The 26354-nt window shown below is 37.3% G+C and carries 26 protein-coding genes and 1 other annotated feature; of the genes, 9 read left to right on the top strand and 17 right to left on the bottom strand.

Annotated elements, in window-relative coordinates; genetic code table 11:
- Nucleotides 1-74: 74 nt before the first annotated feature.
- Nucleotides 75-866, bottom strand: coding sequence for a hypothetical protein (locus N3I35_09980; GenBank protein MCX8130415.1), 792 nt, complete (start codon nucleotides 864-866; stop codon nucleotides 75-77).
- Between the two features lie 328 nt (nucleotides 867-1194).
- On the opposite strand from N3I35_09980, the gene N3I35_09975 reads away from it, so the two are divergent.
- The 3 genes from N3I35_09975 to N3I35_09965 are packed head-to-tail and all read left to right on the top strand — an operon-like array spanning nucleotide 1195 to nucleotide 3302.
- Nucleotides 1195-1644 (top strand): hypothetical protein, encoded by a 450-nt coding sequence (locus N3I35_09975; protein ID MCX8130414.1) that lies wholly within the window; start codon nucleotides 1195-1197, stop codon nucleotides 1642-1644.
- A 19-nt stretch (nucleotides 1645-1663) separates the two neighbouring features.
- On the top strand, nucleotides 1664-2911 hold the full coding sequence (locus N3I35_09970) for an N-acetylmuramoyl-L-alanine amidase (protein MCX8130413.1): 1248 nt from the start codon (nucleotides 1664-1666) through the stop codon (nucleotides 2909-2911).
- The gene (locus N3I35_09965) at nucleotides 2904-3302 is read left to right on the top strand and encodes a hypothetical protein (GenBank protein MCX8130412.1); all 399 of its coding nucleotides are present in this window, start codon (nucleotides 2904-2906) and stop codon (nucleotides 3300-3302) included. The genes N3I35_09970 and N3I35_09965 overlap by 8 nt, the downstream gene beginning before the upstream one ends.
- 73 nt (nucleotides 3303-3375) lie before the next feature.
- Here N3I35_09965 and N3I35_09960 read toward each other — a convergent pair whose 3' ends face one another.
- From N3I35_09960 to N3I35_09950, 3 genes are all read right to left on the bottom strand, one after another.
- The gene (locus tag N3I35_09960; GenBank protein MCX8130411.1) at nucleotides 3376-4224 is read right to left on the bottom strand and encodes a YitT family protein; all 849 of its coding nucleotides are present in this window, start codon (nucleotides 4222-4224) and stop codon (nucleotides 3376-3378) included.
- 49 nt (nucleotides 4225-4273) lie between these two features.
- A complete protein-coding gene (locus N3I35_09955) occupies nucleotides 4274-5020 on the bottom strand; it encodes a DUF554 domain-containing protein (protein MCX8130410.1) in 747 nt (248 codons plus the stop codon).
- Between the two features lie 252 nt (nucleotides 5021-5272).
- Nucleotides 5273-6337 (bottom strand): response regulator, encoded by a 1065-nt coding sequence (locus N3I35_09950; protein MCX8130409.1) that lies wholly within the window; start codon nucleotides 6335-6337, stop codon nucleotides 5273-5275.
- A 415-nt stretch (nucleotides 6338-6752) separates the two neighbouring features.
- Between N3I35_09950 and N3I35_09945 the strand changes: the two genes are divergently transcribed.
- Nucleotides 6753-8408: an ATP-binding protein gene (locus tag N3I35_09945; GenBank protein MCX8130408.1), complete on the top strand. Its 1656-nt coding sequence runs from the start codon at nucleotides 6753-6755 to the stop codon at nucleotides 8406-8408.
- A 36-nt stretch (nucleotides 8409-8444) separates the two neighbouring features.
- Here the strand turns inward: N3I35_09945 and prfB are convergent.
- From prfB to N3I35_09920, 5 genes are all read right to left on the bottom strand, one after another.
- Nucleotides 8445-9555, bottom strand: a protein-coding gene (gene prfB, locus N3I35_09940) for a peptide chain release factor 2 (protein MCX8130407.1) whose coding sequence is annotated in 2 segments (ribosomal slippage) — nucleotides 8445-9479 and nucleotides 9481-9555 — 1110 coding nt in all. Because the reading frame shifts where the segments join, the coding sequence is not laid out codon by codon here.
- 78 nt (nucleotides 9556-9633) lie between these two features.
- Nucleotides 9634-11016, bottom strand: a complete 1383-nt coding sequence (locus N3I35_09935; GenBank protein MCX8130406.1) for an ABC transporter permease — start codon at nucleotides 11014-11016, stop codon at nucleotides 9634-9636.
- Complete coding sequence (locus N3I35_09930; protein ID MCX8130405.1) at nucleotides 11009-13078, bottom strand: hypothetical protein; 2070 nt, start codon at nucleotides 13076-13078, stop codon at nucleotides 11009-11011. The genes N3I35_09935 and N3I35_09930 overlap by 8 nt, the downstream gene beginning before the upstream one ends.
- The gene (locus N3I35_09925) at nucleotides 13075-13788 is read right to left on the bottom strand and encodes an ABC transporter ATP-binding protein (protein MCX8130404.1); all 714 of its coding nucleotides are present in this window, start codon (nucleotides 13786-13788) and stop codon (nucleotides 13075-13077) included. Before N3I35_09925 ends, N3I35_09930 begins: the two co-directional genes overlap by 4 nt.
- A gap of 207 nt (nucleotides 13789-13995) precedes the next feature.
- Nucleotides 13996-14580 (bottom strand): ANTAR domain-containing protein, encoded by a 585-nt coding sequence (locus N3I35_09920; GenBank protein MCX8130403.1) that lies wholly within the window; start codon nucleotides 14578-14580, stop codon nucleotides 13996-13998.
- Between the two features lie 878 nt (nucleotides 14581-15458).
- Here N3I35_09920 and N3I35_09915 point away from each other — a divergent pair.
- Together N3I35_09915 and N3I35_09910 are read left to right on the top strand one after the other, a co-directional pair.
- On the top strand, nucleotides 15459-16799 hold the full coding sequence (locus N3I35_09915; GenBank protein ID MCX8130402.1) for an ammonium transporter: 1341 nt from the start codon (nucleotides 15459-15461) through the stop codon (nucleotides 16797-16799).
- Nucleotides 16800-17006: 207 nt separating this feature from the next.
- Nucleotides 17007-17345, top strand: a complete 339-nt coding sequence (locus N3I35_09910; protein ID MCX8130401.1) for a P-II family nitrogen regulator — start codon at nucleotides 17007-17009, stop codon at nucleotides 17343-17345.
- A gap of 73 nt (nucleotides 17346-17418) precedes the next feature.
- On the opposite strand, the gene N3I35_09905 is transcribed toward N3I35_09910, so the two are convergent.
- A complete protein-coding gene (locus N3I35_09905; GenBank protein MCX8130400.1) occupies nucleotides 17419-18480 on the bottom strand; it encodes a metalloregulator ArsR/SmtB family transcription factor in 1062 nt (353 codons plus the stop codon).
- Between the two features lie 271 nt (nucleotides 18481-18751).
- Between N3I35_09905 and N3I35_09900 the strand changes: the two genes are divergently transcribed.
- Nucleotides 18752-19552, top strand: a complete 801-nt coding sequence (locus N3I35_09900; protein MCX8130399.1) for a hypothetical protein — start codon at nucleotides 18752-18754, stop codon at nucleotides 19550-19552.
- Complete coding sequence (locus N3I35_09895; GenBank protein ID MCX8130398.1) at nucleotides 19549-20448, top strand: carbohydrate kinase family protein; 900 nt, start codon at nucleotides 19549-19551, stop codon at nucleotides 20446-20448. The genes N3I35_09900 and N3I35_09895 overlap by 4 nt, the downstream gene beginning before the upstream one ends.
- Before the next feature lie 67 nt (nucleotides 20449-20515).
- Here the strand turns inward: N3I35_09895 and N3I35_09890 are convergent, their stop codons facing one another.
- Nucleotides 20516-20959 carry a hypothetical protein gene (locus tag N3I35_09890; protein ID MCX8130397.1) on the bottom strand — a complete coding sequence of 148 codons (444 nt, stop codon included), beginning with the start codon at nucleotides 20957-20959 and terminating at the stop codon, nucleotides 20516-20518.
- A 170-nt stretch (nucleotides 20960-21129) separates the two neighbouring features.
- Complete coding sequence (locus tag N3I35_09885; protein ID MCX8130396.1) at nucleotides 21130-21792, bottom strand: helix-turn-helix domain-containing protein; 663 nt, start codon at nucleotides 21790-21792, stop codon at nucleotides 21130-21132.
- Nucleotides 21793-21997: 205 nt separating this feature from the next.
- Between N3I35_09885 and N3I35_09880 the strand changes: the two genes are divergently transcribed.
- Entirely contained in the window at nucleotides 21998-22147 is a 150-nt protein-coding gene (locus N3I35_09880) for an aspartyl-phosphate phosphatase Spo0E family protein (GenBank protein ID MCX8130395.1), read from the top strand.
- Nucleotides 22148-22174: 27 nt separating this feature from the next.
- Here N3I35_09880 and N3I35_09875 read toward each other — a convergent pair whose 3' ends face one another.
- From N3I35_09875 to trxA, 5 genes are all read right to left on the bottom strand, one after another.
- The gene (locus N3I35_09875; protein ID MCX8130394.1) at nucleotides 22175-22993 is read right to left on the bottom strand and encodes a Cof-type HAD-IIB family hydrolase; all 819 of its coding nucleotides are present in this window, start codon (nucleotides 22991-22993) and stop codon (nucleotides 22175-22177) included.
- 10 nt (nucleotides 22994-23003) lie between these two features.
- Nucleotides 23004-24173 (bottom strand): aminotransferase class I/II-fold pyridoxal phosphate-dependent enzyme, encoded by a 1170-nt coding sequence (locus N3I35_09870; GenBank protein ID MCX8130393.1) that lies wholly within the window; start codon nucleotides 24171-24173, stop codon nucleotides 23004-23006.
- Complete coding sequence (locus N3I35_09865; protein MCX8130392.1) at nucleotides 24170-24649, bottom strand: Lrp/AsnC family transcriptional regulator; 480 nt, start codon at nucleotides 24647-24649, stop codon at nucleotides 24170-24172. The genes N3I35_09870 and N3I35_09865 overlap by 4 nt, the downstream gene beginning before the upstream one ends.
- Nucleotides 24650-24784: 135 nt before the next feature.
- Nucleotides 24785-25123, bottom strand: a binding site (T-box leader).
- A gap of 84 nt (nucleotides 25124-25207) precedes the next feature.
- Nucleotides 25208-25651 carry a DivIVA domain-containing protein gene (locus tag N3I35_09860; GenBank protein MCX8130391.1) on the bottom strand — a complete coding sequence of 148 codons (444 nt, stop codon included), beginning with the start codon at nucleotides 25649-25651 and terminating at the stop codon, nucleotides 25208-25210.
- Between the two features lie 265 nt (nucleotides 25652-25916).
- Complete coding sequence (gene trxA, locus N3I35_09855) at nucleotides 25917-26246, bottom strand: thioredoxin (GenBank protein ID MCX8130390.1); 330 nt, start codon at nucleotides 26244-26246, stop codon at nucleotides 25917-25919.
- Nucleotides 26247-26354 lie beyond the last annotated feature (108 nt).

Genomic DNA, 26354 nt, shown 5'->3' with positions numbered 1-26354 from the left:
ATAGCCACCAGACTATCTGGAAAAGCATTTTTATTGCTTATCTACTAAAGCCTGCATTTCTATAATGTATAAGATTAATCATCCCAATCTTCCTTTTTTCCCTTATCCAAAGGATTCCACTTCTGATCGGGGAAAAATTGGGGCGGGAACGGGGTCAAGCATCTATCGCTGAAAATACTGCAGTTCCTCTGAGATTCAGATATGGTTTGCTCAGGCGGAATCGGGCAGTAACCATATGCTGGAATCAGCAATTGTACTACACATTCACATTTGATTATGAAAAATGCTCCTATATCAAAACTGAGAGTATACGTAGCAGTAGGAACACCTGGTGTCGGAGGAGCAATTGCGGTATTGAATACTTCTATAAGCGCTTCGGCTTTTACAAGGTTGCCATCTTCATCTATAGCACCTGTACCGCCCGGGTAACGGACCAAGCCGATCTGAGTTACACAGTCAGGGCAGTATATTTCGTTAACTGTGATATCGAATACTGAAGTATAACCTCTAAGAGTAGGCTCATGGCGTACTCCCAGACTATCAACATAAGCATAGTCAATATCGAAGGTAACTGTTACTGTAAGTTTAAGCTTTTTAAACCCAGGTTTTGTCATAGAATCTGTTTTACTATAAACAGTGATATCAGTAATATTGAAGTTGTATGCCTGTCTGAAAAGGACATTTGTACTCCCGGCAACCGCCCCCGGAAGAGCTACATCCATAACAGTCTGGCAGCTTCTTAAAGCTACCTGGTCAAATACTTTAGGAACCTGTATACATACTAATTCATTTGGTGGTGGAAAGTGGTCAGGATTCAAAATTTGTCCTGCTTCGATTTTTACAAAATGTTCTTCACATTTTCCCATAAAAAAATACCTCCTTGCCTATAATTCCTTATAATCAATCTACATAAACTTTCGTTATTCAATCCATTCTTTTATCTGCACTGTATAACATTTACAATAATATTATATTTGTAATAAAAAAAAAGGTTACTGGTTTTTATCTTATGTTTATAAAAATTTACATAAAAAAACCAATTCTTCTTCTTGTCCATACCACACCAATTAGTCAAAATAACCATATAATATTTAGTGAAGTAATAATTCACCCCGTAAAAAATCAGGTATTTGCTTTCAGAAAACTAAATTATTTTATAGTAAGTAGTTATTGATTACTTTGGAGGTGTTACACATGTCGGATTCTTCAAAATTGAATGAACTTCTGGTGTCTATAATAAACATTATTATTATTCCTCTTCTACCGGTAATAAGCGCATACCTCATAGCACTTGTAAAAAGCAAGATAGCAGAGATTGGAGAGAGAACAAACGGCAAAGAGCTTTCCATGTATGCAGATATTGCAGAAAATGCAGTAATAACAGCAGTTACAGCGGTAAATCAGGTATATGTCGATGAGCTTAAGAGAAAAAATGGAAAACTGACTGCTTACGAACAAAAGGTTGCATTTGAAATGGCAAAAGAAAAAGTATTGAACATTCTAGGCGACACAACACTTAAAGTCCTCGGTACACTTTACAAGGATTTTGATGCCTGGCTCGATAGCAGAATTGAATACTATGTGAATCAATCAAAAGCAAAAGCTGATGTTTTAGGAAACAAATCAATTACAGAAACAATATAAGATTAATGGAGACAATGCTATGAAAGTGATACTTGATCCGGGACACGGTGGAAGTGACAATGGCGCAGTTTATTTCGGCATTAAGGAAAAAAAGCTCAATCTGATTTTTGCTGATCTTCTGGCCAAAAACTTGGAACAATCAAATATAGTTGTTGATAAATCCCTTATTAATGACACATATTACAGCTCCACTCAACTGACGGATTTGATTAACAATTCCGGTGCATCTGTTTGCATTTCATGCCATAACAATTCATTTGACGGAAATGCCAGAGGGCTTGAAGTAATCCACAGTATCCACTCAGAAGGGAAGCTTGCCTCGCTGATACTTGAATCGGTCAGGAAAACAGATTTTCCTGTGAGAAGAGCATTTAGCCGTGAGGGTATAAACCCATCAAACAAAGGTAAGGACTACTATTATGTAATCAGATTAACTTATCCCAAGGTAGAAACTATAATAGTAGAGTTTGGATTTATGGATAATAAGGAGGATTCCAAGCTGCTGAATGATCCTGCATGGCAGAACAGGCTTACTTCTGCTGTAGCCGAAGCTGTTAAGAAATATATTCCGCCAATTGAGAATATCAAAACCAGGATTATCGGGAAATCCATTCTTGAACCCCAGCAGTTAAAAGCGGCTTTAAAAGATGTAAACCCAGCTTGGGACGCTTCTATAGTTGATCTGTATTATACAATCGGAAGTGTCTATGGAGTTAAGGCAGATCTTGCATTTATCCAAGCTTTGCATGAAACCGGCTGGTTCAGATTCTCGGGTACAGTAAAACCCTCACAAAACAATTTTGCAGGTCTCGGAGCAACAGGGGGAGGCAATCCGGGAATCAGTTTTCCCACAAAGGAAGCCGGCGTCGAAGCACAAATCCAACATTTATTTGCATACAGCACCAGGCAACCAATACCTCCAGGCAGAAAACTGTATGATACAAGATTTAAATATGTTGATAGAGGGATAGCACAAAATTGGGAAGATTTAGACGGAAGATGGGCAGTTCCCGGAATCGGCTATGGGCAAAATATTATAAAAATGCAAAAAAGTATTTTCGAAAAATATCCCCCAAAAGAAGATAACAATACGCCAATACCACCGGATAACAAGCCGCCTCATTGGGCAAAACCGGATAATGACGAACTCTTAAAAGCCGGCATACTTTTTTCTGATCACAGCGGCACATTAGATAAACCTGCATCCGAGGGTATGGTAATATCTCTTATCAATCGTTTGAGGAAGGAGTTTTTGAAAGATGAATAGTCTAATATCACTGTTCAGTTTTTTTATCCTTGCATCTTCAATAGTGGTGACCCTATTCTTTACAATTAGACTGATTGACGTTATTAGACGAAATATCAATTCTGACCTGAAGAATAATGAATTTCAAAAGAATTTTGTTCAGCTGGACGAAATAATTGAATCTAACGTAATTGCGACAAATCAATCATTAGTCAATATATTGAAGGAATCAAACACTTTCTGCCAGTTAGATAAGGAAGAAGCCTTTGAAAGCTGTAAAGAAAAAATATATAAAATGCTTAAGGAAAATGCCGGCCGTTCCAGTTATCGGTATTTAGTCAACCTTGATGAGTGGATAAACGGCAGAATAGAATATTACGTAAGAGCTAATAAAAAAAACATCTCAAATTAATAGGTTTACCGCAAATATTACAGTAAGCAAAGGGATGCATCGTCTGTTTGGAGCCCAATCCCTTTGTTTACTCTCATAACCCAATATTTCTAAATCCTTTCCCGATTATCTCGGATGTATTGCTAATGGTAATGAAAGCACGGGTGTCTATCCCCTTTATGAAGACTCTTAGCTTAATCGCCTGTTTTCTGTTCAGCACTGTGGTTATTACCTGCTTTTCTTCGTTGGTAAAAGCACCTGTAGCTTTATAAATCGTAGCTCCCCTTCCAAGATTATTTATAATGAAATTCTTTACCTCATCGGGCTTACTGCTTACAATTACCATCTGCTTACAGATGTTCATGCCTTCCAGTACCAGATCTATAACAAAGCCTTTTAATATTAATCCCAGAATTGAATACATCCCGATTTTGATCCCATAAACAAAAAGTGCAGTTACAGTTATGGCAAAATCTGATAATAGCAGTGTTTTTCCCACATTTATATGCGTATACTTGTTTAGAATTCTGGCTACAATATCAGTGCCACCCGTTGATGCATTTTGGTTAAAAACAATTGCAGAACCGACAGCCGGAAGAAGTATGGCAAAAACCAATTCCAGCATCATTTCACCGGTCAGTGGCTTATTTATAGGACAAAATTTTTCCATCAGCCATACCATTGCAGACAATGCCAAGCTGGAATAGATAGTTTTAGAACCGAAATTAAAACCCATAAACCAAAAACCGATACCTATAAGAACAATGTTTATAGTGAGCATTAAAGATCCGACGGGAGCAAAAGGAAAGTAACTATCCAATATTATTGCTATCCCGCTAACACCACCGGTTGCAAAATTATTTGGTATTTTGAAAAGATATATCCCTGAAGCAACCAGAATCAGGCCAAGATTAATTAAGATAAATTCCTTCAATCTACTCACAAACATACCCCCTATGGATAGCCGGAAGCAGTGATCTATCCCCTGCTTTTTAAAAGCCAATAAGTCTGGTAATAACATAATAAATTAAAGGTAAAAATATGGCTGGAAGCATATTCCCTACTTTTATTTTTTTTATTTCAAGCAAATTAATACCTATGGCAAGTATTAAAACACTTCCTGCAAGAGACATTTGATTAATTACCGAATCAGTCAGCCAAGGCTTGATAAATCCGGCCAGCAGAGTGATACTACCCTGGTAAATAAAAACCGGTAAAGCAGAGAATGTAACCCCAGCCCCCATTGTAGCTGAAAAAATAATTGCGCTTACTCCGTCAAGTATGGATTTTGCAAACAACGTTGATGTATTCCCTGACAAACCATCTTCAAGAGAGCCTACTATAGCCATTGCCCCTACACAATAAATCAAACTTGCTGTGACAAAACCTTCTGCAAAACTGCTGCCGCTTTGACTGGTCTTACCTCTATCTATCCTGTTTTGGAACCATACTCCAAGTTTTTCCATTTTTTGTTCTATATTCAGCAGTTCTCCTATTATTCCACCTATGACAAGGCTGAATATCATTGTCATTATGTATTGCGTTTCAATAATGTGATTTTGGGAGATATCAAATATACCCCGCAATGTTCCAGATATTCCGATCACCAGCACAGAAAGCCCTATTCCCTGCATCACTGTGGTTTTGTACCTCTCTGGAAGACCATTCTTCACAAGAATTCCGGCTGTACCCCCGGCAATTATTGCTGCTGCGTTTACTATAGTACCTAACCCAATCATTTGTGCCTCCATTTCTGCTATGGGTAAACGACTTACCTCTCTTAATGCGAATTAACCATCCATAAATTATATCAATACCGGTCTGAAAATTCCATACAACAAAATTACCAAAAAAGTGTACAGGTATATCTCAACAGTATGAAAAGTTATTTTGTAATATCGTCATGTCTTCTTACGTCCAAAAAAAGAACAGGCTTTTTCCTGTTCTTCCATGTAAACCTGTGTAATTCACTTTTTTTCACTATTATGCATTCAATCCTCTATTATTTCCTTTAAAGCACCGGTATCAATCAGTTCAAAAAGTGCATTCACAACATTTTTATCAAGACATCCCTTTTCCACATCTTCACAAAGTATCTTCCTGACCATATCCATCTGCATTTTATTTCTGTAAGGACGGTCAGAATACAAAGCGTCAAATATGTCCGCTGCTGCGATTATTCTAGCTTCCAGCGACAACTCATCCCCCTTCAGCCCGTCTGGATATCCTGACCCATTGAGCTTTTCATGGTGATGCCTTACTGCATCAAGACACACCTGCAGGGAATTTAACGGTTTACAGATATTCTCTCCTATGACTGTATGTCTTTTCATTATTTCAAATTCTTCGTCGGTAAGCTTCCCGGGTTTATTAAGAATATTCTCAGAAACCCCTACCTTTCCAATGTCATGGATGATACCAGCAACTTCAAGATATTGAAGTTTTTCAGTAGTCATCCCAAGTTTTTCACCTATCAATCTGCTGATACTCCCGACACGTCTTGTATGCCCGTCCGTATACTTATCCTTTGCCTCAATAACATTAGCCAGAGTAATTATCAGATTTCTTACACTGTCTACTTCCTGCTGATAATCCTTCTGTAAAAGTTCATATAATCTTTCTATCTCCCTGTTTGAATCTTTGAGCTCATCATACTTCTGTCTGAGATTATCTGTAAGCTCCTTTTTTTCCAAACCATTTTGCACAATTTTTATCAAATTATTGTTATCCCACGGTTTCTCCAGATAATAGTAAAGCCCTACCTCATTAATACTTTTTATGGCATTTTCCTTATCCGCATATCCGGTAAGCAGTATAGTTACTGTCTGCGGGCTTTTCGCCTTCACATTTTTCAGAAACTCAAGCCCATTCATTCCAGGCATCATAAAATCAGAAATTATCAGATCTACATTCTGCTCCGAAAGTTCTTCAGATTGCAGTGCCTGCACAGGGTCATTAAATGTCTTCACAGAATATTTCAAAACCATTTTTATGAGTGTAGCTAACGTAGTAGTTATCATCTTTTCATCATCAACAACAAGAATTGTTTTACTCAAGCATTGTCCCCCCTAGTAAACTGCAGCATAATTAAATGCCAAAAGTGCCCCATCGCTTAATCCGGATTATTATACGGAATATATCTCAACAAACGGTAGATATGCAAATACATTCAGTGCATAATATCTTGAACTGTTACTACAATTTTACCATATACTTCATTAAAAAACAAAGCAAAGTTGACATATTATCGTATATTTCGCTGTAAAAACCTGTCGATAAGTGATATAATTTATATAATTATAAGAGAATATGTCAATTGAATTAACATCATCTTTCGAGGGGTCGGTGTATATCTTGGGGAAAAAGACCAACAAAAGAACTTTAAAGAAGAGAATACAAAGAGTAGTTTCTTTGTGTATATTTTTAACTGTCCTGATATTCGGAGGTATTATCATCTTCCTGAGTATTCAAATGTCAAAAACTGAAGCTGTTTCTATAGCTGAGCTTTATTGTAAAACCATAGCTAAAAGCATGGATCAAAGCTACTTTTATAAGCAGATGGGCATAAAGGGTCTAGAGGAGTTTGACCCAAATTCCAGCAACGCTCAGGAATGGGCCAGGTACATAATGGAAGTGCAAAAATCCGTTGATGTAATGCAGCATAATAACCCTAATGATAAACCTATTACCGGTATACAGCTTTCGATTCCCCAGAAGGAAAAAACTACAATAGATATAGCATTCGGACCTGGCAGCAACAATTCCATTCCTATCTTCAATATGAAAAGTGCCATTTATACCCGAATAACCATAGGAGATAAAGTGTTGGATATAGGTGTGGATCACAGCAACAGGGACAAACTTCCGAAACCGGGAGCTCCTGCAGGCGCCACAAAAAAGAAGGATGGCTGGATTATCGAAAAGCTTCTTGATTACTATTCCCATACTGAAGTCTCCTACCCTCTCAAGGATTCCAAAGGGATCGTTATAGGAAGCGTCCTAACAGGAATCAATTCTGAGTTTATTCTTTTTGTAGTAATAGCGCTGCTTATAGGAATCGTCATTTCCGGCATCGTAGCTCTTATTATTGCAAACATTATAAATAAGATTCTTACTGCCCCAATAACAAATCCATTGATTCAGTTGGATGAAAAGATTATGGCAATAGCAAACGAAGATTTCCAGAACCAAACCGACAAGCAGATAGTTCTCAAGCGGCCTCTTCGAGAAATTGAATCCATTGCAGATTCAACCAATCGCATAATGAACAAAATGAAAGAATACAGCAGACTTCTGGAGGATCAGAAAAAAGTTCTTGAAAATCAGAATGATGAACTAGAAGCACAAAACGAAGAGTTGATCGAATCAAAAAGGCAGATTGAGGAAACCCAATCCATGCTTGTACAAAGTGAAAACATGGCTTCCATCGGGCAGCTGACTGCTGCCATCACCCATGAGATAAATACCCCTTTAGGTGCTATAAACAGTAATGTCCAGATATGTGACATGTTTATAAACATGCTGAGCGAAAATGATGTAATCAAATCCAATGAAGAGCTGTCAGAACAGATAGACCAAATGAAGGAAACTAACAGCATAAGCGTTATGGCCTGCCAAAGGGTGGGAGAAATAATCAAAAGCCTGAAAACCTTCTCAAGACTTGACCAGGCTGAGTTTCAGGAAACGGATATACACGAGGGTATAAGGAGTGTTCTTATACTTACTTCAAATCTCTGGAAAAAGAAAATTACAATTCATGAGGATTATGAAAACTCAAGGATGGTAAAATGCTTCCCTGGACTTCTGAACCAGGTAATTATGAATATAATGGTAAACGCTATACAATCAATAGAAGAAAAAGGCGATATTTTCATTAAAACCTATGCTGATGAAAATCAGGCATATATAAGCATAAGAGACACAGGATGCGGGATTAAAGGAGAAGACATACCAAAAATATTCGATTCGGGTTTCTCTACAAAAGGTGCAGGTATCGGTATGGGCCTTGGGCTTTCTATCTGTCAGAACATAATACAGAAACATGAAGGAGAGATAAGGGTAATAAGTGAATTAGGCAAAGGCACGGAATTTATAGTCTGCATCCCAATCAATAATGATAAAACATAAGGAAGCTTGAAAATCAAGCTTCCTTTTTTTATACCACTATTTGCTGTTTAAGCCTGCAGCAAGATATGAGTTTATGAAACCGTCCAACTTTCCATCCATTACTGCATTTACATTACCTTCTTCATAGTTAGTTCTATGATCCTTTACAAGGGTATAAGGACAAAATACATACGATCTTATCTGGCTTCCCCATGCTATATCCATTTGTATACCCTTCAAATCTTCTATTTTTTCCTTTTGCTCCCGTTCTTTCAATTCCAACAATTTAGCTTTCAGCATTTTCATAGCAGTATCCCTGTTCTGAAACTGTGAACGTTCAGTCTGGCAGGCTACTACTACTCCGGTTGGAATATGTGTAATTCTTACAGCCGATTCTGTTTTGTTAATATGCTGCCCACCTGCACCACTGGCACGGTAGGTATCGACCTTTAAATCATCAGGGCTTATATCTATCTCAATATCGTCATCAAGCTCAGGCATTACATCAAGAGAGGCAAAGGATGTATGCCTTCTTCCAGATGCATCAAAGGGAGAAATCCTAACTAGTCTGTGTACACCCTTTTCTGACTTGAGATACCCATATACATTCTCACCTATCACATGTATGGTTACACTTTTTATACCGGCTTCATCCCCATCAAGAAAATCCAAGGTTTTGACCGTATAACCCTTTTCCTCACACCACCGCGTATACATCCTCAACAGCATCTGTACCCAATCCTGAGCCTCAGTTCCGCCTGCCCCTGCATGCAATGTGAGTATTGCATTATTCTTGTCATACTGGCCAGTTAAAAGTGTTTCAAGCCTGAGTTTCTCAAATCCGTCTTTATACTCTTTCAGACTTTCTCCGACTTCAGGTATGATGCTTTCATCCTGTTCCTCTATACCCAATTCACACAATGTAACCAGGTCTTCCCACTTGGCTTCAAGACTCTGAAATTTTTCTACCTTTGTCTTAAGTCCTTTTGTTTTCTGTAAAACCTTCTGAGAGTTCTCAATATCATCCCAAAAACCCGGCTCTGCTGCCTTCTGTTCCAACTCCTCTATTTGTTCACTCAGTCTGGGGATGTCAAAGTGAAGCCCCCATTTCGTCCAAGTCTTTCTTCATTCCCTCAATCTCAAGCTTGTATTGTTCTAATTCAAGCACTTTCATCAATCCTTTCAAAATCACGCTTTAGATTTATATTATCTAACTAAATATTGATCTTGTCAAATATAAAAGCTTTTACTCAGTCCTTATTGCCTCCAATGCACTCAGTTTCATCGCCCTTCTTGCAGGATAGAAGCCGGAAACCAGGCCTATGATTACAGCAAAAACAATAGATGTCAGAGCCAGCCAGACCGGAATTACGGAAATGTGATTCGGTTCAGGATTCCCCCCCATAGGCGGGCCTCCCCTATTCATAAAACCTGAGCCTACATAATTGAGCAGCGAAGAAGCCCCATAACTGAAAACGATACCCACAAGCCCTCCAATAAAACCAATCATACCGGCTTCAAAAAGAAACAGTCTTCTGACATCTCCCAACATGCACCCCAATACTTTCATCACACCAATCTCTCTGGTTCTTTCATAAATAGACATTATCATTGTGTTTGTAATACCCAGTGCAGCAATAAGCAAAGAAATAGCTCCAATGCCTCCGAGTACCATCTGTATGGTGTTTGCCTGCTTTTGCATTGATTTTCTAATATCAGAAAGGCTATACGTGCCATAACCCATTTGCTTTATCTTATTTTGCACCATCTCTACATCTTCTATGTCTGAAACCTTCACCATTACTCTTTGATATCCTTGCTGACTCTGGCTAATCCCCCGCCCCCCCTGGTTACCCTGGCTTTTCTCAAACTCCTTTACCAGCTTTTTCAACTGATTGATATCCATATATGCACAGTAATCTTTTTCATCATTAGATTGGGCAAGAAGACCTGCAACCTTTATTTTATACAATTTGGCCGGCTTTTTTACAGTTTGATCCTGTACTGCTCCCATAGGCTGCCTTTCTCCATAACTCATGTCAAAGGTCAGAAGCATCTTGTCATTCATGACATCAACCGGAGGTTTTTGTCCTGGCATACCCATGTACATGTTGAAGCCTCCCCGGGATTTCGGGTTATAAAAGTTCTGTGCCATATTACAGCCAAAAACTACAGTATTACTTTCTCCGGCCTGCAATAAGCTTCCCTGATCAATTTTAAATTCAAACTCCTTCATCACTCTTGTATCAATTCCTATTAGCTGCCCAAAAGCCACATACTTGCCCGATACGAATTTAGGATATGCTTCAAACAAAGGTGTAACAGCTTCTACACCTTCGAGCTGGGCCATCTTGGCAACAGCCTTATCATCAAGCACCCCTGTCTGTATGGGCCCCTGCATGATACCTGAGTCACCTTCAGGCATCCGATAATTATTTACGTTTATTATATTGAGACTGCCCATTTTTTGCATTTCACGGTTAAAGCTCTCATTCATTCCTATCCCTAGAGAAAGCATGACAACAATTGCCGCAGTTCCTATAACTACACCCAATACAGTCAGAATTGTACGGGTTTTGCGCCTGAGCAGGTTTCTTAAGCCCATTCTAATCAGATCAAGACTATTCATCCAAAGTCAATTCCTTCCTTGCTTTGATTTTCTTGCGCAGAACAATTATTAGTATCAGAATAATAATAGCAGCCCCTGCTCCTCCGGCAATAAGGTATATTGGCTTAACACCTTTTTTCCCTGACTCAGCAGCCGGTGGAACTCCAGGAATCTCTCCATCAATACCCGGCTGCTTCGGCATTTCCATTATATTCATAGTAAACTCTTTTTTAATAATTGTCTGCTTTCCTGAAGCATCTTCAAAAGAGAATACTATATTTCCCTTTGCTCCCCCTACCTTATTGGGAATAAGAGTAGTATCAAACACATCGCTCTTTCCAGGTTCGAAATTACCTACGAAATATCCGGAGCCTTGAACCTGAAAATCTCCTTCTGCTTTGATCATCAGGTTATAAAGTGTTGATTTACCCATATTGAAGAATTCGGCTGTCACCGGTACCGGCTGTCCCGCAAACGCCTCAGACGATACTGCTACTTCACCCGTAACCAGTCTTAGAACCTGAAGGACAGGTATGCTGATCACATCTTTTGCAGTATACGGATTTCCCTTATCATCTTCATATTCATAATTTACTGTCAATATGTAAGGTTTTGCTGTTACATCAGGTTTGGTACTAAAGGTGATTTCCTTGCCAACAACAGCTTTCGGAGCAATACCTTCTATATAGAAAGTATTGCTGGAATTTACAGGCTGAAAGGTACCGTCATCTGATGATAATGAAATTTTTATGTTACTTGTAGGTATTGACCTGTTGGTGTTTAGAAAATGCAGCTTCAGCCTGAAGTTTTCTCCTGCCTTTACCTGCACCGGCTCGAAGCTGTACTTGCTTACAATGATTTTGGGAACGGATTTTCCCACTGTATTATTCTCAATATATATCCCTATATATTGAGTCAAGTTATTCTTCTGAACCTTATCATCCCGTGTCTCATCATATTCCATATTTATTGCTACAGGGTAGTTTTTCGTTGCTGCATCGGAAACAGCACTTAGCTTGAACTCCACCTTTTTTGTCTGCCCTTTATCTAGGGTATCAATAGCAATTGTGCTTAGGGATTTCGAAATTATTTCTTTATCTGTTGTAAGCCATATTTTGATATTTTGTGCTTTTCCATTACCGTTATTTGTTATTTTAAAGCTAAGAGGAAAGTCACTACCTGGTTCAAGTGAATTCACAGGATATTGAATTTCTTCGAACATCAATGAAGCTTTACCCTCTTCAGCCTTCCCTGTAACCGGAATAAATACCTGGCTGACTTCAGTGTATGCTTTGTTCTTATTATCCTTATACTCCATTTTAAGTTCCAGGGTATGAGTTCCACCTGTAATATTCTTAGATGGTACCAGTGTATATATAACATAAGCTTCCGATTGTCCCTTGATTTCTGATAGGTATTTGGTATCGGTGAAATTATCTATCGTAAATCCTTCATTTTTCAAACCGTTCAGGGTGATCTTAATATCCTTAGCTTCCAATGTACCCAAATTTTTGAGCTTAAAATTCGCATTAACCTTTTGTCCCGGTATCACTTTTTCTGTACTGAAAGCTATATTGCTTACTGTCAGTTTCGGAGGCGCATTATTATTTATTATCTTTACACTTATAAGTTCAGATGAGGTATAGTCATTACCCATTATATTAGAATAAGAATAATTAAGCTTTATCACGTGCCTGCCCTCAGTAGCATACTGGTCTACATCCAGTTCAAACACTACGTTTACAGTTTGATTGCTGATTATTTTATCTACCTTTTTTGCCAAGCCTAGTTCATCATATACAAAAGGAAAATCTGATTTCCCCCCGGAATCCAGTGTTACAGTGATATTTTTTGCATCATGGGTACTGCTGTTTTTTACCGGAAGTGTAAGCGTGACAGTATCACCTGCGTATAATACCGGAATAGAAGTTCCGGGTACTATGTTCAATAATGGCTTAACGTCTCCCGCGTCCACATTGATTATTATTGGTCCTGAATCGCCCTGTGCCGCTTCGGCATATATATTACCTGCAAATAAAACTATCAATGCCAATATAAAAGCGCATGCTCTGATTCTCCTCATAGAGTTGTCCCCCTTGAATATTTGTAATTCATTTCTATCTTTTCTATATTTCCATCCAATATATGCACAATCTTATCAGCATAAGAAGCAATGGTCATGTCATGAGTGACAATAATAAGCGTCTGATTATATGTACGTGCCATTGAGGTGATAAGCTCCATTACCTCTTTAGTTGTTTTGGAATCAAGATTTCCTGTAGGTTCATCTGCAAAAACAATTTCCGGCCTACCAACAAATGCCCTCGCAATACCTACTCTCTGCTGCTGCCCACCACTCATCTGCGACGGCTTTCTCTTAAGCTGCGAAGTCAGTCCTACGGCCTCCAACATCGCTTTTGCCTTTTTATCCCTGACTAATCTGGGAACTCCCTTGAATGCCAGGGGCAGGCTTACGTTTTCCAAAGCAGTTAAAGTAGGCAACAAGTTGTAAGACTGGAATACAAATCCGATGTTGTTTTGTCTAAACACCGCAAGCTTTTTTTCATTCAATTTTTCTATGTATTCGTTTTTTACCTTTATTTGCCCTTTAGTAGGCTTTTCAAGTCCTGCCATAAGATTCAGAAGTGTTGACTTACCTGAACCGGATGTACCAAGGAGACAACAGAATTCTCCCTTTTCTATGGATAAATCTATCTTGTCCAATGCAACAATCTTCTCATTCCCCACTCTGTAAACCTTTCTGGCACCGTTAATTTCTATAATACCCCCCAATATTTCACCCCCCAACTATTACCACCAAAAGTAAAAAACAACATTATTAGACGCAGTTTCCTGCATATAGTTCCATAAATTAACTATTAATTCTTTTTACCAGACTTATTAATTACCTGAAGCATATGAAATCAAGCAGCTGGGCAGGTTAAGTAAAAAATAAATCAGCTGCCGGCATATGCCAGCAGCTGATTTATTTTTATAGCACTATTTGTTTGTTATTTCATAAGTAAATATTATTGCTTCTGCTATTGATTTCATCGACATCCTGTTATCCATACTTTTCTTTCTCATTCTCTCGTATGCTTCATTTTCTGTCATGCCATCCCGCTCCATAAGAATCCACTTCGCACGCTCCACTACCTTACGGCTTTCATAACTCTCTGTCATTTCTCTGAGTTTTTTGCTCAGATCGTAAATCCTTCTGTAGCTCATATTTGCCATTTCGGCAACGTGCAATAAAACATCCCTGTTTAATGGTTTCGGACAATACGACATAACTTTTGACTTTTCCAGCAAACTCACAATTTCCACATCTTTATAATCCCCAATAATAATACAAGCACACAGCATCTCTTCATCAATGGTTTCAAGTATACCCCTCAATTCCCGCAGCTGCAGATTCATATCTACGACAACAAAATCAGGATTGTAACTCCTGACTAATCTTATAAGTGAAATTGAGTCACTGCAATTACCTAAGAAGCCATATCCCTCAGGGTTAAGTATGTTACGGACACTTATCTGTATTGGATTTTCAGCTGTTGCTACGATATATTTTTCACCAGCCACTGTAAGTACCTGCCTTTCAATGCCTCTATAACAAAGATACTATTGCTAGTTTGCCAATAGAATTAGAAAAAAGTCTCTCAACCACAAGCCAACCCTGCCCGTAGTGAAAGACCCCATTGTCTGTTATATATACATCTGCTTTTAGTCCAGTTTTAAAAAACTTACAATTTATTTGTGTTACCCATTACTAAATATTTGGTATATGGTTAATTATATTCATAAATATAATTTTAAATCTATAATCTGTCAATATGGATTTTATATACCTTATAAATGCATGATCATTTTTATGTTGCTTTCAAAATCATCCACGCTTATATTGATTATGTTATCATATTGATTTCAAAAATGCAAGTTTATATTCTAGAACTTTCATATTTGCAAATGCTACCACATTCGAAATAATTGCAAAGAATAGATACAATGTCAAATATGAGTATACACGATTAACTTACAAGAAAATTTTATGAATTTATATATAAATAATATTGCATTTTTACATAGTCAATGTTATAATAAGTCTAAAGTAAATAAAGTTGAAAAATAAGTGAAGGCGCTTATTAAGAGATTGCACTCTTTAGAAGTTTGTATACTCTTAATAATGCGCCTTTTTGGTTTTTCTTACAAGAAATAACCATCTGCTGCCAGTTCAACTTTGTTGACTCACGAATCTCATTGAAGCGATTTCGTGCTGGAGCTCCAATACGCAAGTACTAAACGGATTTTTTAGTTTATCAACCAATATTATCAAAGTCGATAATTCCAAAATCTTAGCTAAAGGTGCTTATAGACACAGTAAGTCCTTTAAAGTGCCAAAGGAAATAAAACTATAAAACAGAACCCGACAAGGTTCATTAAGAAAATGGAGGAATCGAACAATGAAGAAAAAATTATACTCAATAATCATGTTATTATTTATCGTTTGTATACCTGTTGCAGCTTTCGCAGAAGGTGAATCAAAAATCGACAGCGGTGATACAACATTCAATATTATTTGTACTGCCCTGGTATTTATTATGACACCCGGTCTTGCATTGTTTTATGGTGGTATGGTTAGAAAGAAAAATGTTTTGAACACAATGATGAATTCGTTTGTAATAATCGGGTTGATATCAGTCCAGTGGGTTCTGGTAGGTTATAGTATAGCTTTTGGTCCCGATGCATTCAACGGTCTCTTCGGAAACCTTGATTTCCTCGGATTCAAAGGTGTTGGAGCAGATCCTTCCGGTTATGCAGCCACAATACCTCATGGCGCTTTTGCTATGTACCAGCTGATGTTTGCAATAATAACACCGGCTTTGATTACCGGATCTTTCGCAGAAAGAATGCGCTTCCCCGCTTTTCTTGCATTCATACTGGTTTGGGCAACCTTTGTATATGACCCTTTAGCCCACTGGGTATGGGGTTCCGGCGGATGGCTTGGGAAGATGGGTGCACTTGACTTTGCAGGTGGTACCGTAGTTCATATAAGCTCAGGCATTGCAGGTCTTACTGCAGCACTTGTCTTAGGTAAACGTAAAGGATACAGGACGGTACCAATGATTCCGCACAACATACCTTTCGTGCTTATAGGAGCAGCTTTGCTATGGTTCGGATGGTTCGGCTTCAATGCAGGAAGTGCCTTATCAGCGAACGGTCTTGCAGTAAATGCTTTGGTTACAACAAACACGGCAGCAGCTGCTGCTCTCTTATCATGGGTGGTTGTTGAATGGGTACATCACGGTAAGCCAACACTTCTAGGTGCAGCAACAGGTGCTGTAGTAGGACTGGTAGCCATAACTCCCGCTGCAGGTTTCGTCGGTGTATTGCCTGCCGTAATAATCGGTTTGCTGGTAAGTCCTATATGCTACTTCGCAATCAGCGTAGTAAAAGCTAAGCTCGGTTATGATGATTCCCTTGATGCTTTCGGTTGTCATGGCATAGGAGGTATCTGGGGAGCTCTTGCAACAGGCCTCTTCTCTGATCCATCCATAAACTCATTTGCACAGCATAAGGGATTATTGCTGGGTGGCGGCTTCACACAATTAGGAATCCAGGCATTATCCGTAATAGTGACAATTGCATTCTCAGGAATTCTTACATTTGCTATATTAAAAGTAATTTCAGTATTCACAAAACTACGGGTTTCAGAAAAAGATGAAGAAGAAGGTTTGGATACTGCTCAACATGGTGAAGATGCCTATCCTGATTTTACAGCAGATCAGAGTATCGCTCTGTAAGCCCGGAGAAAGTTAAGAGGCTAAATCGCAGCTACTATGATTCATATAACCAATCAACTGTGAAACTCAAATTACACTTTTCGCTAATAACCGTAAGATTTTACAAATTCTTATGGAGTATTTGGATAAACAGCTTTTCAGAATTCACTATAAAGTTGTTTATATATAGCACTGATTTACAATTAATAACAAGAAAGGTGGGTTTTAATGAAAAAGATTGAAGCTATTATCAGACCGGGTAAGCTGGAAGAAATCAAGGAAGCTCTCAACAAATTCAATATTCATGGTCTTACCATAAGCCAGGTTATGGGATGTGGCTTGCAGAAAGGAAGAAAAGAGTTTTACAGAGGCACGGAAGTTACCCTGAATCTTCTTCCCAAAATTAAGATTGAAATTGTGGCAAAAGAGCATCAGGTAGAAGATATCCTCAGGCTTGTTTCCCAGGAAGCTAAAACCGGTGAGGTGGGAGATGGGAAAATATTTATATATAATGTTGAAGATGTAGTCAGGATAAGGACCGGTGAAAGAGGCGAAGGCGCAGTATAAACTCAAATAAAAAGGATGGCTCACAGCTTGAGTCATCCTTTTTATTAATTCAAATATAGAATATAGTTTGTTGCTATCTCTTACCCAATAGTCTTTTAAACTCTTCGAGAGGTTTTGTTAACTTTGCCTCGTTAAGTGAATAGTAAAACCTGTTATCTGCTCTTTCGAAGTTTACAAGCCCCATTTGCTGCAAGAATCCAATATGATAGGACACCGTAGGAGGAGAAATATTAAGTTTCTCTGCCAGTTCCTGTCCAAACCATGAGCGTTCAGACAAAAGCCTAAGTATTTCTATTCTGTTTACATCAGACAGCACTTTAAAGAAATTAGCCAGTTTTTCTGATATTATATAGTCATCAAACAGCAAATCCGAATATATGCCTAGTACAAACCAATCCGCAAATGCAGGGCTATATGATGAATAGCTGTGGCAGCTGACGTATTTGAAGAAGCTTATATGAATAATTATGTCCCCGTCATCCTTAAGGGATTCTATCCCTATGTATTGTTCCAAAAAATCATTTGTCTCTTCTTTAAATATTTTTTCATACTTCTCTTTCTGATTATCAAGCAGCTTTATAATCTCTCCTTCGACAGGTTTAAAACTACATTCATAAAACTGGGATAAAAGAAGGTAAAAACGTAGTTTTATTTCTTCAGGATTTTCTACAGCTTCGATTACCCTATCCTTCCTCCGGTCATCCTGAAACTTGGTATTGTCCAGTAACTTAAGGAGATTTTCCCTGTTCCCCTTTAATGCCAAATACTCCTCAGAGTCTTCCTTAGGAAGGGTGTTTTTACAGACACTCTGAATAATTTTAAGTACCAGGTCATCTGCATTTTCTTCCTTAAGCTTTTCCAAAATCTCATATACCTTGTTCAACTCAGGATTTGCTACTATGAACTTATAAAGTATATATCCCAGTCCGCCCAAATCATAGAAGTATTTCAATTCCTGCTGTATATAGCGTGAAAGAGTTTTTCTCATGTTATTTAGTGTACCGACAATAGCTTCGTTTGGTTCGAGGTTAAAATTCCGGACCATTTCAAAAAAACTTTTATCTGTTCCTAAAGCAAAAAGAGAATACAAAAATTCCATGGGGGGACTTACCAATATTTTTATATTGCTTTTCATACTATCCTCCAACAAAACTGAAGTTAACCCATTATACCCATTCCAGGAATAATTTCACTAACACAGAGCACTAACTTAATACTTATCTAACAATTATAATTCGTAAATCTCTTCTGGTCAATATGCATTAGATAATAATTGAATCCATATTGACTTTTATGCAAATATAACTTATAGTTTAATTATAATAGCATTAAATGTAAATAAATTCTCATATGTAAGTTAACAAAAGTAATAATTGAAAAAAGTCTATTGTGTCAGGATGTGATTTATGTCAAGAAAAAATTTATTACTGCAAAGACTTGATGATATCGGGAAATCCCTTGAATTAACAAATCAGGCATTGGCTCTGCTTGGGCTTGGGTCTGTCGGAATTGAAACAGAAAGAATCGATGATTACTCAGACCTTGACTTTTTTGTTATTGCAAAACAGGGATGCAAACAGAGACTTTTGGATAACCTGGACTGGCTAAGTCATGTTAATAATTTGACTTATTCCTTCAAAAATACTGACAACGGCTATAAGATCATGTTTGAAGACGGGATTTATGGGGAGTTTGCAGTTTTTGAAGAAAGAGAACTGGAAGGTATTCCTTATTCTGAAGGAAGAATAGTTTGGAAATACAGTTCATACAACAATAATGATATAGCAAGGCCTAGCAAAATCATCCCGGAAGTGAAAAATCATTCTATTGATTTTGCCTTAAACGAAGCTTTAACGAATCTATACGTTGGATTATGCAGATATGCCAGAGGGGAAAAACTGTCCGCGTTAAGGTTAATTGAAAATCATGCTGTTAACCAATTAACGTCCATAGTCCACCTGATCGAGATAAAAACAGAATCCTATGCTGATAAATTCTGTAATAATAGGAGAATCGAAAAGCAATACCCCGGGTTTTCAAAACACCTCGGCAAAATGCTTCAGGGATACGAAAAATCCCCACAGTCGGCTATTTACATTTTGGAATATTTAGAAGATCTTTACCCTGTAAATAAAGAATTATCAAATGCAATTAAAAATCTGGCATTTCAGCTTGCCAGCAAAATGCCAAAGGAGGAAGCAGAATGAAAAAAGTTGTTATACTGGGAGGAACAACTTATGACTCCATCGTTCACCTAAAGAATCTACCTGAACAAAAGCCACAAACAATACACTATGCATCCTTTAATGAAACATTAGGATCAACCGGAGCGGGAAAAGCCCTTAATCTTGCCAAACTCAATGTACCTACTGTATTGCATTCAATTATAGGCAATGATATATATGGTGAAAAAATTGTAAAAAGCCTTACCTCAAATGGAGTAAATTTTATATACGATATAGACGCAAATGGAACTGAGAGACATATCAATATTATGGATGAAGAAGGTAACAGAATATCCATTTTTGTTACAAACTCTTCCGATAGCCCCTCTCTGGATTTGGACAGACTTGAAAGTATTATTCGTGACTGCGATATTATTGTACTAAATATAATCAGCTATACAAAAAAACTAATAAATCTTTGCAAAAAATACAACAAACCTATTTGGACGGATTTACATGATTATGACGGTAAAAACAGTTATCATGAAGATTATATCAACGTTTCAGACTATATATTCATGAGCTCTGACAATATGTCGGATTACAAGTCTGTTATGAAAGATCTGTATTCTAAAGGAAAAAAGCTCATAGTATGTACACACGGTAAAAAGGGTGCAACATGCCTTGCAGAAAGCGGTGACTGGATACAGACAGATATTATTGACAAATATAGGTACAAGGATGCAAATGGAGCTGGAGACAGTTTTTTCTCAGGATTTCTATATGGATATTTACAGAATAAATCTATAGAAGAATGTCTAAGATTTGCTACTATATGTGCCGGATTGTGTATAACTTCAGAAGAACTTGCATATAAAGATTTGAGTGAAGAAATATTGAACAAAGAGTATTTTGATTGTTACATAAAAAACAGATAGTATTGCACATCACTCCTCTTTACTTAAGAAAAGGGCCAGCTTTACTAAGCTGACCCTTTTCTTGTAATTAATAATAGTAGTATCCTCTTCTACCAAGAAGTTCTCTTAACAACAATACGCCGACAAGATCTCTGAGAAATCTTCTTCTGCCGCCAAAGCCATATACTGGAGGGGCATATACCGGAAAAGTATATCCGGGATAAGCATATCCGTAAGGAAGTACTTGTCTTTGCTCTTCCATCTGTTCCTGATCGTCCTCAGTCTCTCCCATTTCCATCATAGTATCTCTATATATATCATCAACCATTCTCTCAACGGTACTCCTGCTCGGATAAGGATACATTTCCTTATTGTCAGCCGTATCTTTCAACATACATATTTGTTTGATTTTGGGATATATTCTATAGTATACTTCCGGGTACATATCTTCCAGCTTTTCTGTTGGATTACCCATCATAGGTGAGTTGGGCATATAATAATTCATCATTTGATCATATGGTCTATAATCCATACAAATCCCTCCATAATCTTAATGAGACAAACACAGAAATAATTTATTTGCTTGTCCGCTCAGCAAAACAGATAGTTTGTTCTGCTCCAGCATAATTGATACTTTTATCAATATTATATATTTATTATATGCCGTTCAATATATCCAAGTTACTTTTATTTGTATTATGTTTACTCACTTAATGCCTTATCACACGCTAAATCTGTAATAAGGGATTTCAACGTATCAATTTTCACACCCTTTTCCTGCATTTCTTTTGCCAGCTCAATAAAATTCATATTGTCCTGGTTAACCATCCACTGAAGTAAATCTCTGTCAAATAGTGCCAGATGCTGCATTACTTCATCTGAATCCAGCAACTGCATTTCTCTCGTATAAAGTGTTTTTTCTTCCTCCAGTGTTTCTTCCGTATTATATGTATAAAAAAAGGATTCACGGACGCCAGCGTATCTGGCCAAAATCTTAATTGTGCCAATAAATGGCATTTTTTCACCTTTTGCGTAACTTTCAAGCAGGTCATGGTAGATTAAAGTACCGGTTTTTCTGCTGATAGCTTCAGATAATTCCTTATAGGTTAATCCACCTTTTATCAGAATAATATTGCTGCCTACTGTCACAGCATTAACATCTTTGCATATGGATCTTCCCAGCAAATAATCTACAGATACTCCGAAATAATCGGCAAGTTTTCTTAATATATCATAATCCGGTTCCCTTTTACCAAGCTCATATGACGCAATAGCTTGCCGTGTAATTCCTAAAAATTCTGCTATAATTTTCTGGGACAGTTGTCTCTCTTCTCTTAACTGCTTTAGTACCGTTGAAAAAGTCACAATATTTTCACCCCAAAAATTTATGTTATTTGACTATTACTTGTTTTATGAAGAAATTCAAGGAATAATTAATTGTTTAATATTGACAGCAACATAATGTTGCTTTATTATATAAGATAATACTTTATTTCCTTATTTTATCATAAATTGTTAGAAAGATGAAGAATAACGCAATATTTTGTTTTATGATTTTTGGAGGTTTGTTGTGAGCAAGTTGGAATTTCTTAGAGAAAAATTATACAAAGTAATTGAGAAAGGCAGCTGTGAGGATATACTTAAAGCAAGTCAGGAACTTGACAGATTAATACTTTTTTATATGAAACAAGGCAAGAAGATAAAAAGAGTGCCTGCCTAGCTTACTTACAAACAAAAAAAGACCGTATCATAATACGATCTTTTTTATTATATGAGCTACTCCATCCTGGTCATTAGACAGTGTAATAAAATCAGCAATACTTTTTATTTTTTCTTCCGCATTTTCCATAGCTACTCCAAATCCCGCGTACTCTATCATTGAATAATCATTTTCATTGTCTCCGATAGCTACTATTTCTTCCCTTTTTATTCCCATCTTTCCGGCTAGAAATTTTAGCGCATTTGCTTTGTTTACCCCATTGTTCATAACTTCAAAATTATTGTAATTTGAACTCACTACTTCAATGGTGTCAAGAGTACATACCTTTTCTCTAATCCGCTTTAACTGTTTTAGGTCTTCAGATATAACGACAAACTTTGAAACCGGTGCTTTACAGTTTTCTACAATCCTTTCTATATTGCCCACCAACTTTATGTCTACTTTTTCATCCTCAGAAAGTTCTTTATTTTTATTCCAGTAAAACAAGGATGAGAACTCCAGTTTTTCCGTGTACATTGTGTCACCGATATAAATATGAAAATACACATTTTCAGCATGGCACATATCTATTACATTGAGGCAATCGCCTATATTCATGGAGTTATAATAAAGAACTTCCTCTGAATTCATATCTTTAATTATTGCTCCGTTGCAAGCAATAAGAGGTTCTGCTATAGACATTTGTTTGGCAAAAATCCTTGCACCTGCAAAAATCCGTCCGGAACATATTATTACTTTTATTCCCCTGTCAATTGCATATTTTATATAGGTTATATTCTTTTGCGATATCTGTTTATTAGAATTTAGTAGTGTCCCATCCAGATCAATAGCAATAAGTTTGTACATTTACCCTTTCTTATCCCCTGTTCCTCTCCGCAAAATTCTTTATACGCTTCATAGCCTCCACTATATTATCAAAGGAAGATGCATAGCAAGCTCTCACATATCCCTCTCCACAATCTCCAAAAGCTGTTCCCGGAACCACCAACACCTTCTCCTCCATTAAAAGTCCTTCACAGAAATCATCAGATTTCATTCCTGTTGATTTTATACAGGGGAAAACATAAAAAGCACCCAGTGGCTCGAAACAGTCCAATCCGGCTTTTCTAAACCCATCAACCATGACTCTTCTTCTTCTGTTATATTCCTGAACCATCATTTTTACATCCTTATCACTGTTTCTTAGTGCTTCTATAGCAGCATCCTGAGCTGTTGTGGGTGCACACATTATTGCGTATTGGTGAATCTTTTTCATAGCTTCTATAAGATCCGGATGTCCGCATGCATAGCCAAGTCTCCAGCCAGTCATTGCAAATGCCTTCGAAAATCCGTTGATTACAAGCGTTTTATCCTTCATCTCAGGATAACTCGCTATTGAAACATGCTTGCCTTCATATGTCAGCTCGGAGTATATCTCGTCGGAAATAACTATAACATTTTTGTCTTTTAATATACTGACAATCTTATCAAGATCTTCCTTATTCATAATACCGCCTGTAGGATTGTTTGGAAAAGGTATAATTACAACCTTTGTCTTGTCAGTCAGAGCCTTTTCCAACAATTCCGGTGTGAGTCTGAATTGGTCTTCAGCCGTTAAGTTTATAGTTACAGGCGTTGCGCCGATAAAGGAAACACATCCCTTATATGCTACAAAACTTGGTTCCGGGATAACAACTTCATCCCCCGGACCAACTAATGCCCTTAAAGCAATATCTATCGATTCGCTTCCCCCAACCGTAACAAGAATCTGATCTTTCCAACCATACTCAAGACCATACTTTCTCTTTTGATAAAGGCCGATCTCCTGTCTCAATTCTATGAATCCTGCATTCGAAGAATACTGGGTATGACCTCTTTCCAAAGAATAAATGCCTGCTTCCCTGATATTCCATGGAGTAATAAAATCCGGCTCCCCAACCCCTAGGGAAATAACATCCTTCATTTCATTTATTAGGTCAAAGTATTTTCTTATCCCTGATGGAGGAGTATTTCTTACACTAGGTAAAATCATATCAGCTATTCTCATAAAAATATCGCCTCCCTCTCATCCTTTCTTTTTTCCTCAAATATAGTACCCTTATCCTTATATTTTTTCAAAACAAAATGTGTCGCAGTACTGAGAACAGATTCAAGTGGTGCCAGCTTTTCTGCTACAAAAAGAGCTACCTCCTTCATAGTCTTGCCTTCCACAATCACAGTGAGGTCAAATCCTCCTGACATAAGATAGCATGCATTCACTTCAGGAAATCTATAAATCCTTTCTGCTACCTTATCAAACCCTTCACCCCTCTGCGGAGTAACCTTTACCTCTATCAAAGCAGTAACTGTTTCTTTGCTGGTTCTCTCCCAGTTAACCATGGTATTGTATCCTAAAATTATATTGTCTTCTTCAAGTTTTTTTATAGCCGCTCGTACTTCCTCCACAGTTTTGTTAAGCATTACTGCAATTTGCTCCTCACTGAGCCTGCTGTTTTTCTCCAAGACTTCTAAAATTTCTTCCATTTGAAAAACACTCCTTTCAATTTGTGAAGTAAAATAGAATAAATGTAGCCCTGCCACTCTTGCTTGCGCCTATGTCTTTTCAAAGTATTTAAGAAAAGCTGGTACGCGTATAAATAAAAAACTCCTTAATCCCTACAAAGGGACGAAGGAGCTATTCGCGGTACCACCCTATTTAGTGTCCTTTCGGGCACTCTCTCTACCGATACATATTTATGCAGTAAGTAAGCGATTAAAGTTTAAGGAAATAATTATTAAGAAAACAGAAACTTAATCCCCAACATATGCTTTATTATACCGTGCCTCTGTAACGTAAGGTTACGTCTTTCTCTATTGCAGAATCTTAGATATTTTTTCTGCATTTCTCAAGAAAGAAACTCAAGGGCTGCTTTCCATATGGTCCTCTGCCTGGCTTGCACCAAACCCGGGCTCGCTAAAAGATTATCTACATGTACTCTTCCCTATCACAGTTTTATTAATATAAATGTTGTAGTTATTATACTACTCAATAATTTTTTTTTCAATAGAAATTTTATCTGTATTTTCGTGTTTTTTTAAGGATCAGCTCGCCGACTCCGTATCGATCATTTCAGTCAGTTGACCTTCGTACTTTTTAAGAGTGTTTATAACTTCGGATTTAAGCAGCTTTAGCTCCTGCTTCAAATCAACCAGTTTTTCCTTTTCTTCTTCTACCATTTGTTCAAGCTTCTTTTTCTCATCTATAGCCTGCAGCCTGGCATCTTCTATAATCAGTTCTGCCTTTTCCTGGGCTTTAATAAGAACATCTGCAATTTTTGCCCTATCTTCATTTATCTGATCAGCCTTCTTTGACAAATCCTCAAATTTGAGCTTTGCTTCTCTGTTCTGATTCTTTAAGGCAGTAATTTCATCATCTTTCTCTTTCAGCTTGTCGTCAAATTCTTTTAGAATCTTTTCGATGTATGCATTAACATCAGATTTCTTAAAACCAAAAAATGAGTTCCTGAAACGCTTTTCCCCTGCCATCTGAATCCCCCTCATTAGTATGAAAATAATAAAATTTATTATAAAATGATTCCATTTTCCAAGAATCGGTTTATAAATTACAGTCTGCTGGTTAATACCTGTTCAGTTATGCAGATCTTATAGTATAATATATTCAATATACAAAATAAAAATCCTCTTTTTTCTACAAAAAATAGAGACATGCTACCCTCATATAATTCAAAAGTCCTATTACAATAAAAAACGCAGCGATTATATATCACTACGTCTTATTTGTATAAACCAACTAAATATTCTTGTTTATCATACCCGAAAATTCGTTCTTTGATCTGGCACCTATTATTTTCTCAACCATCTGTCCATCCTTAAATAGCATTACAGTAGGAATACTCATAACTCTGAATTTTTCTGCAAGCTCACCCTGCTCATCTACATTTACTTTCGCGACCTTAGCTCTTCCGTCATACTCATTGGCCAACTCATCCATTATGGGACTTACGGCTCTGCAGGGTCCGCACCATTGTGCCCAAAAATCAACCAGAACAGGTTCATTTGACTTTAACACTTCCTGTTCGAAATTATCCTTTGTCAATACAATTATCTTTTCACTTGCCATAATACGCCTCCTGTAATTTATATTAGCCTGTTTATATTTATTATTCTCTTTTTGAATAGAATTCTTTCAGTATTTTTACCCTGTATAATTTATATGAAACATAAAATT

The sequence above is a fragment of the Clostridia bacterium genome, assembly GCA_026414765.1.
Taxonomy (GTDB): Bacteria; Bacillota; Clostridia; order Acetivibrionales; family DSM-27016; genus SKW86.
The sequence above is the reverse complement of the archived record's forward strand: the minus strand, read 5'-3'. Positions and strand labels throughout refer to the sequence as shown.

What these genes read in the sequence shown, in the direction of transcription:
- N3I35_09905 (MCX8130400.1), bottom strand. Translation starts at nt 18,480, where the DNA reads ATGAAAAGCAATATAAAAATATTGGTAAGTCCCCCCATGGAATTTTTG.
- N3I35_09875 (MCX8130394.1), bottom strand. Translation starts at nt 22,993, where the DNA reads ATGTACAAACTTATTGCTATTGATCTGGATGGGACACTACTAAATTCT.
- N3I35_09900 (MCX8130399.1), top strand. Translation starts at nt 18,752, where the DNA reads ATGTCAAGAAAAAATTTATTACTGCAAAGACTTGATGATATCGGGAAA.
- N3I35_09860 (MCX8130391.1), bottom strand. Translation starts at nt 25,651, where the DNA reads ATGGCAGGGGAAAAGCGTTTCAGGAACTCATTTTTTGGTTTTAAGAAA.
- N3I35_09895 (MCX8130398.1), top strand. Translation starts at nt 19,549, where the DNA reads ATGAAAAAAGTTGTTATACTGGGAGGAACAACTTATGACTCCATCGTT.
- trxA (MCX8130390.1), bottom strand. Translation starts at nt 26,246, where the DNA reads ATGGCAAGTGAAAAGATAATTGTATTGACAAAGGATAATTTCGAACAG.
- N3I35_09970 (MCX8130413.1), top strand. Translation starts at nt 1,664, where the DNA reads ATGAAAGTGATACTTGATCCGGGACACGGTGGAAGTGACAATGGCGCA.
- N3I35_09890 (MCX8130397.1), bottom strand. Translation starts at nt 20,959, where the DNA reads ATGGATTATAGACCATATGATCAAATGATGAATTATTATATGCCCAAC.
- N3I35_09930 (MCX8130405.1), bottom strand. Translation starts at nt 13,078, where the DNA reads ATGAGGAGAATCAGAGCATGCGCTTTTATATTGGCATTGATAGTTTTA.
- N3I35_09975 (MCX8130414.1), top strand. Translation starts at nt 1,195, where the DNA reads ATGTCGGATTCTTCAAAATTGAATGAACTTCTGGTGTCTATAATAAAC.
- N3I35_09870 (MCX8130393.1), bottom strand. Translation starts at nt 24,173, where the DNA reads ATGAGAATAGCTGATATGATTTTACCTAGTGTAAGAAATACTCCTCCA.
- N3I35_09935 (MCX8130406.1), bottom strand. Translation starts at nt 11,016, where the DNA reads ATGAATAGTCTTGATCTGATTAGAATGGGCTTAAGAAACCTGCTCAGG.
- N3I35_09955 (MCX8130410.1), bottom strand. Translation starts at nt 5,020, where the DNA reads ATGATTGGGTTAGGTACTATAGTAAACGCAGCAGCAATAATTGCCGGG.
- N3I35_09915 (MCX8130402.1), top strand. Translation starts at nt 15,459, where the DNA reads ATGAAGAAAAAATTATACTCAATAATCATGTTATTATTTATCGTTTGT.
- N3I35_09980 (MCX8130415.1), bottom strand. Translation starts at nt 866, where the DNA reads ATGGGAAAATGTGAAGAACATTTTGTAAAAATCGAAGCAGGACAAATT.
- N3I35_09965 (MCX8130412.1), top strand. Translation starts at nt 2,904, where the DNA reads ATGAATAGTCTAATATCACTGTTCAGTTTTTTTATCCTTGCATCTTCA.
- N3I35_09865 (MCX8130392.1), bottom strand. Translation starts at nt 24,649, where the DNA reads ATGGAAGAAATTTTAGAAGTCTTGGAGAAAAACAGCAGGCTCAGTGAG.
- N3I35_09910 (MCX8130401.1), top strand. Translation starts at nt 17,007, where the DNA reads ATGAAAAAGATTGAAGCTATTATCAGACCGGGTAAGCTGGAAGAAATC.
- N3I35_09945 (MCX8130408.1), top strand. Translation starts at nt 6,753, where the DNA reads ATGTCAAAAACTGAAGCTGTTTCTATAGCTGAGCTTTATTGTAAAACC.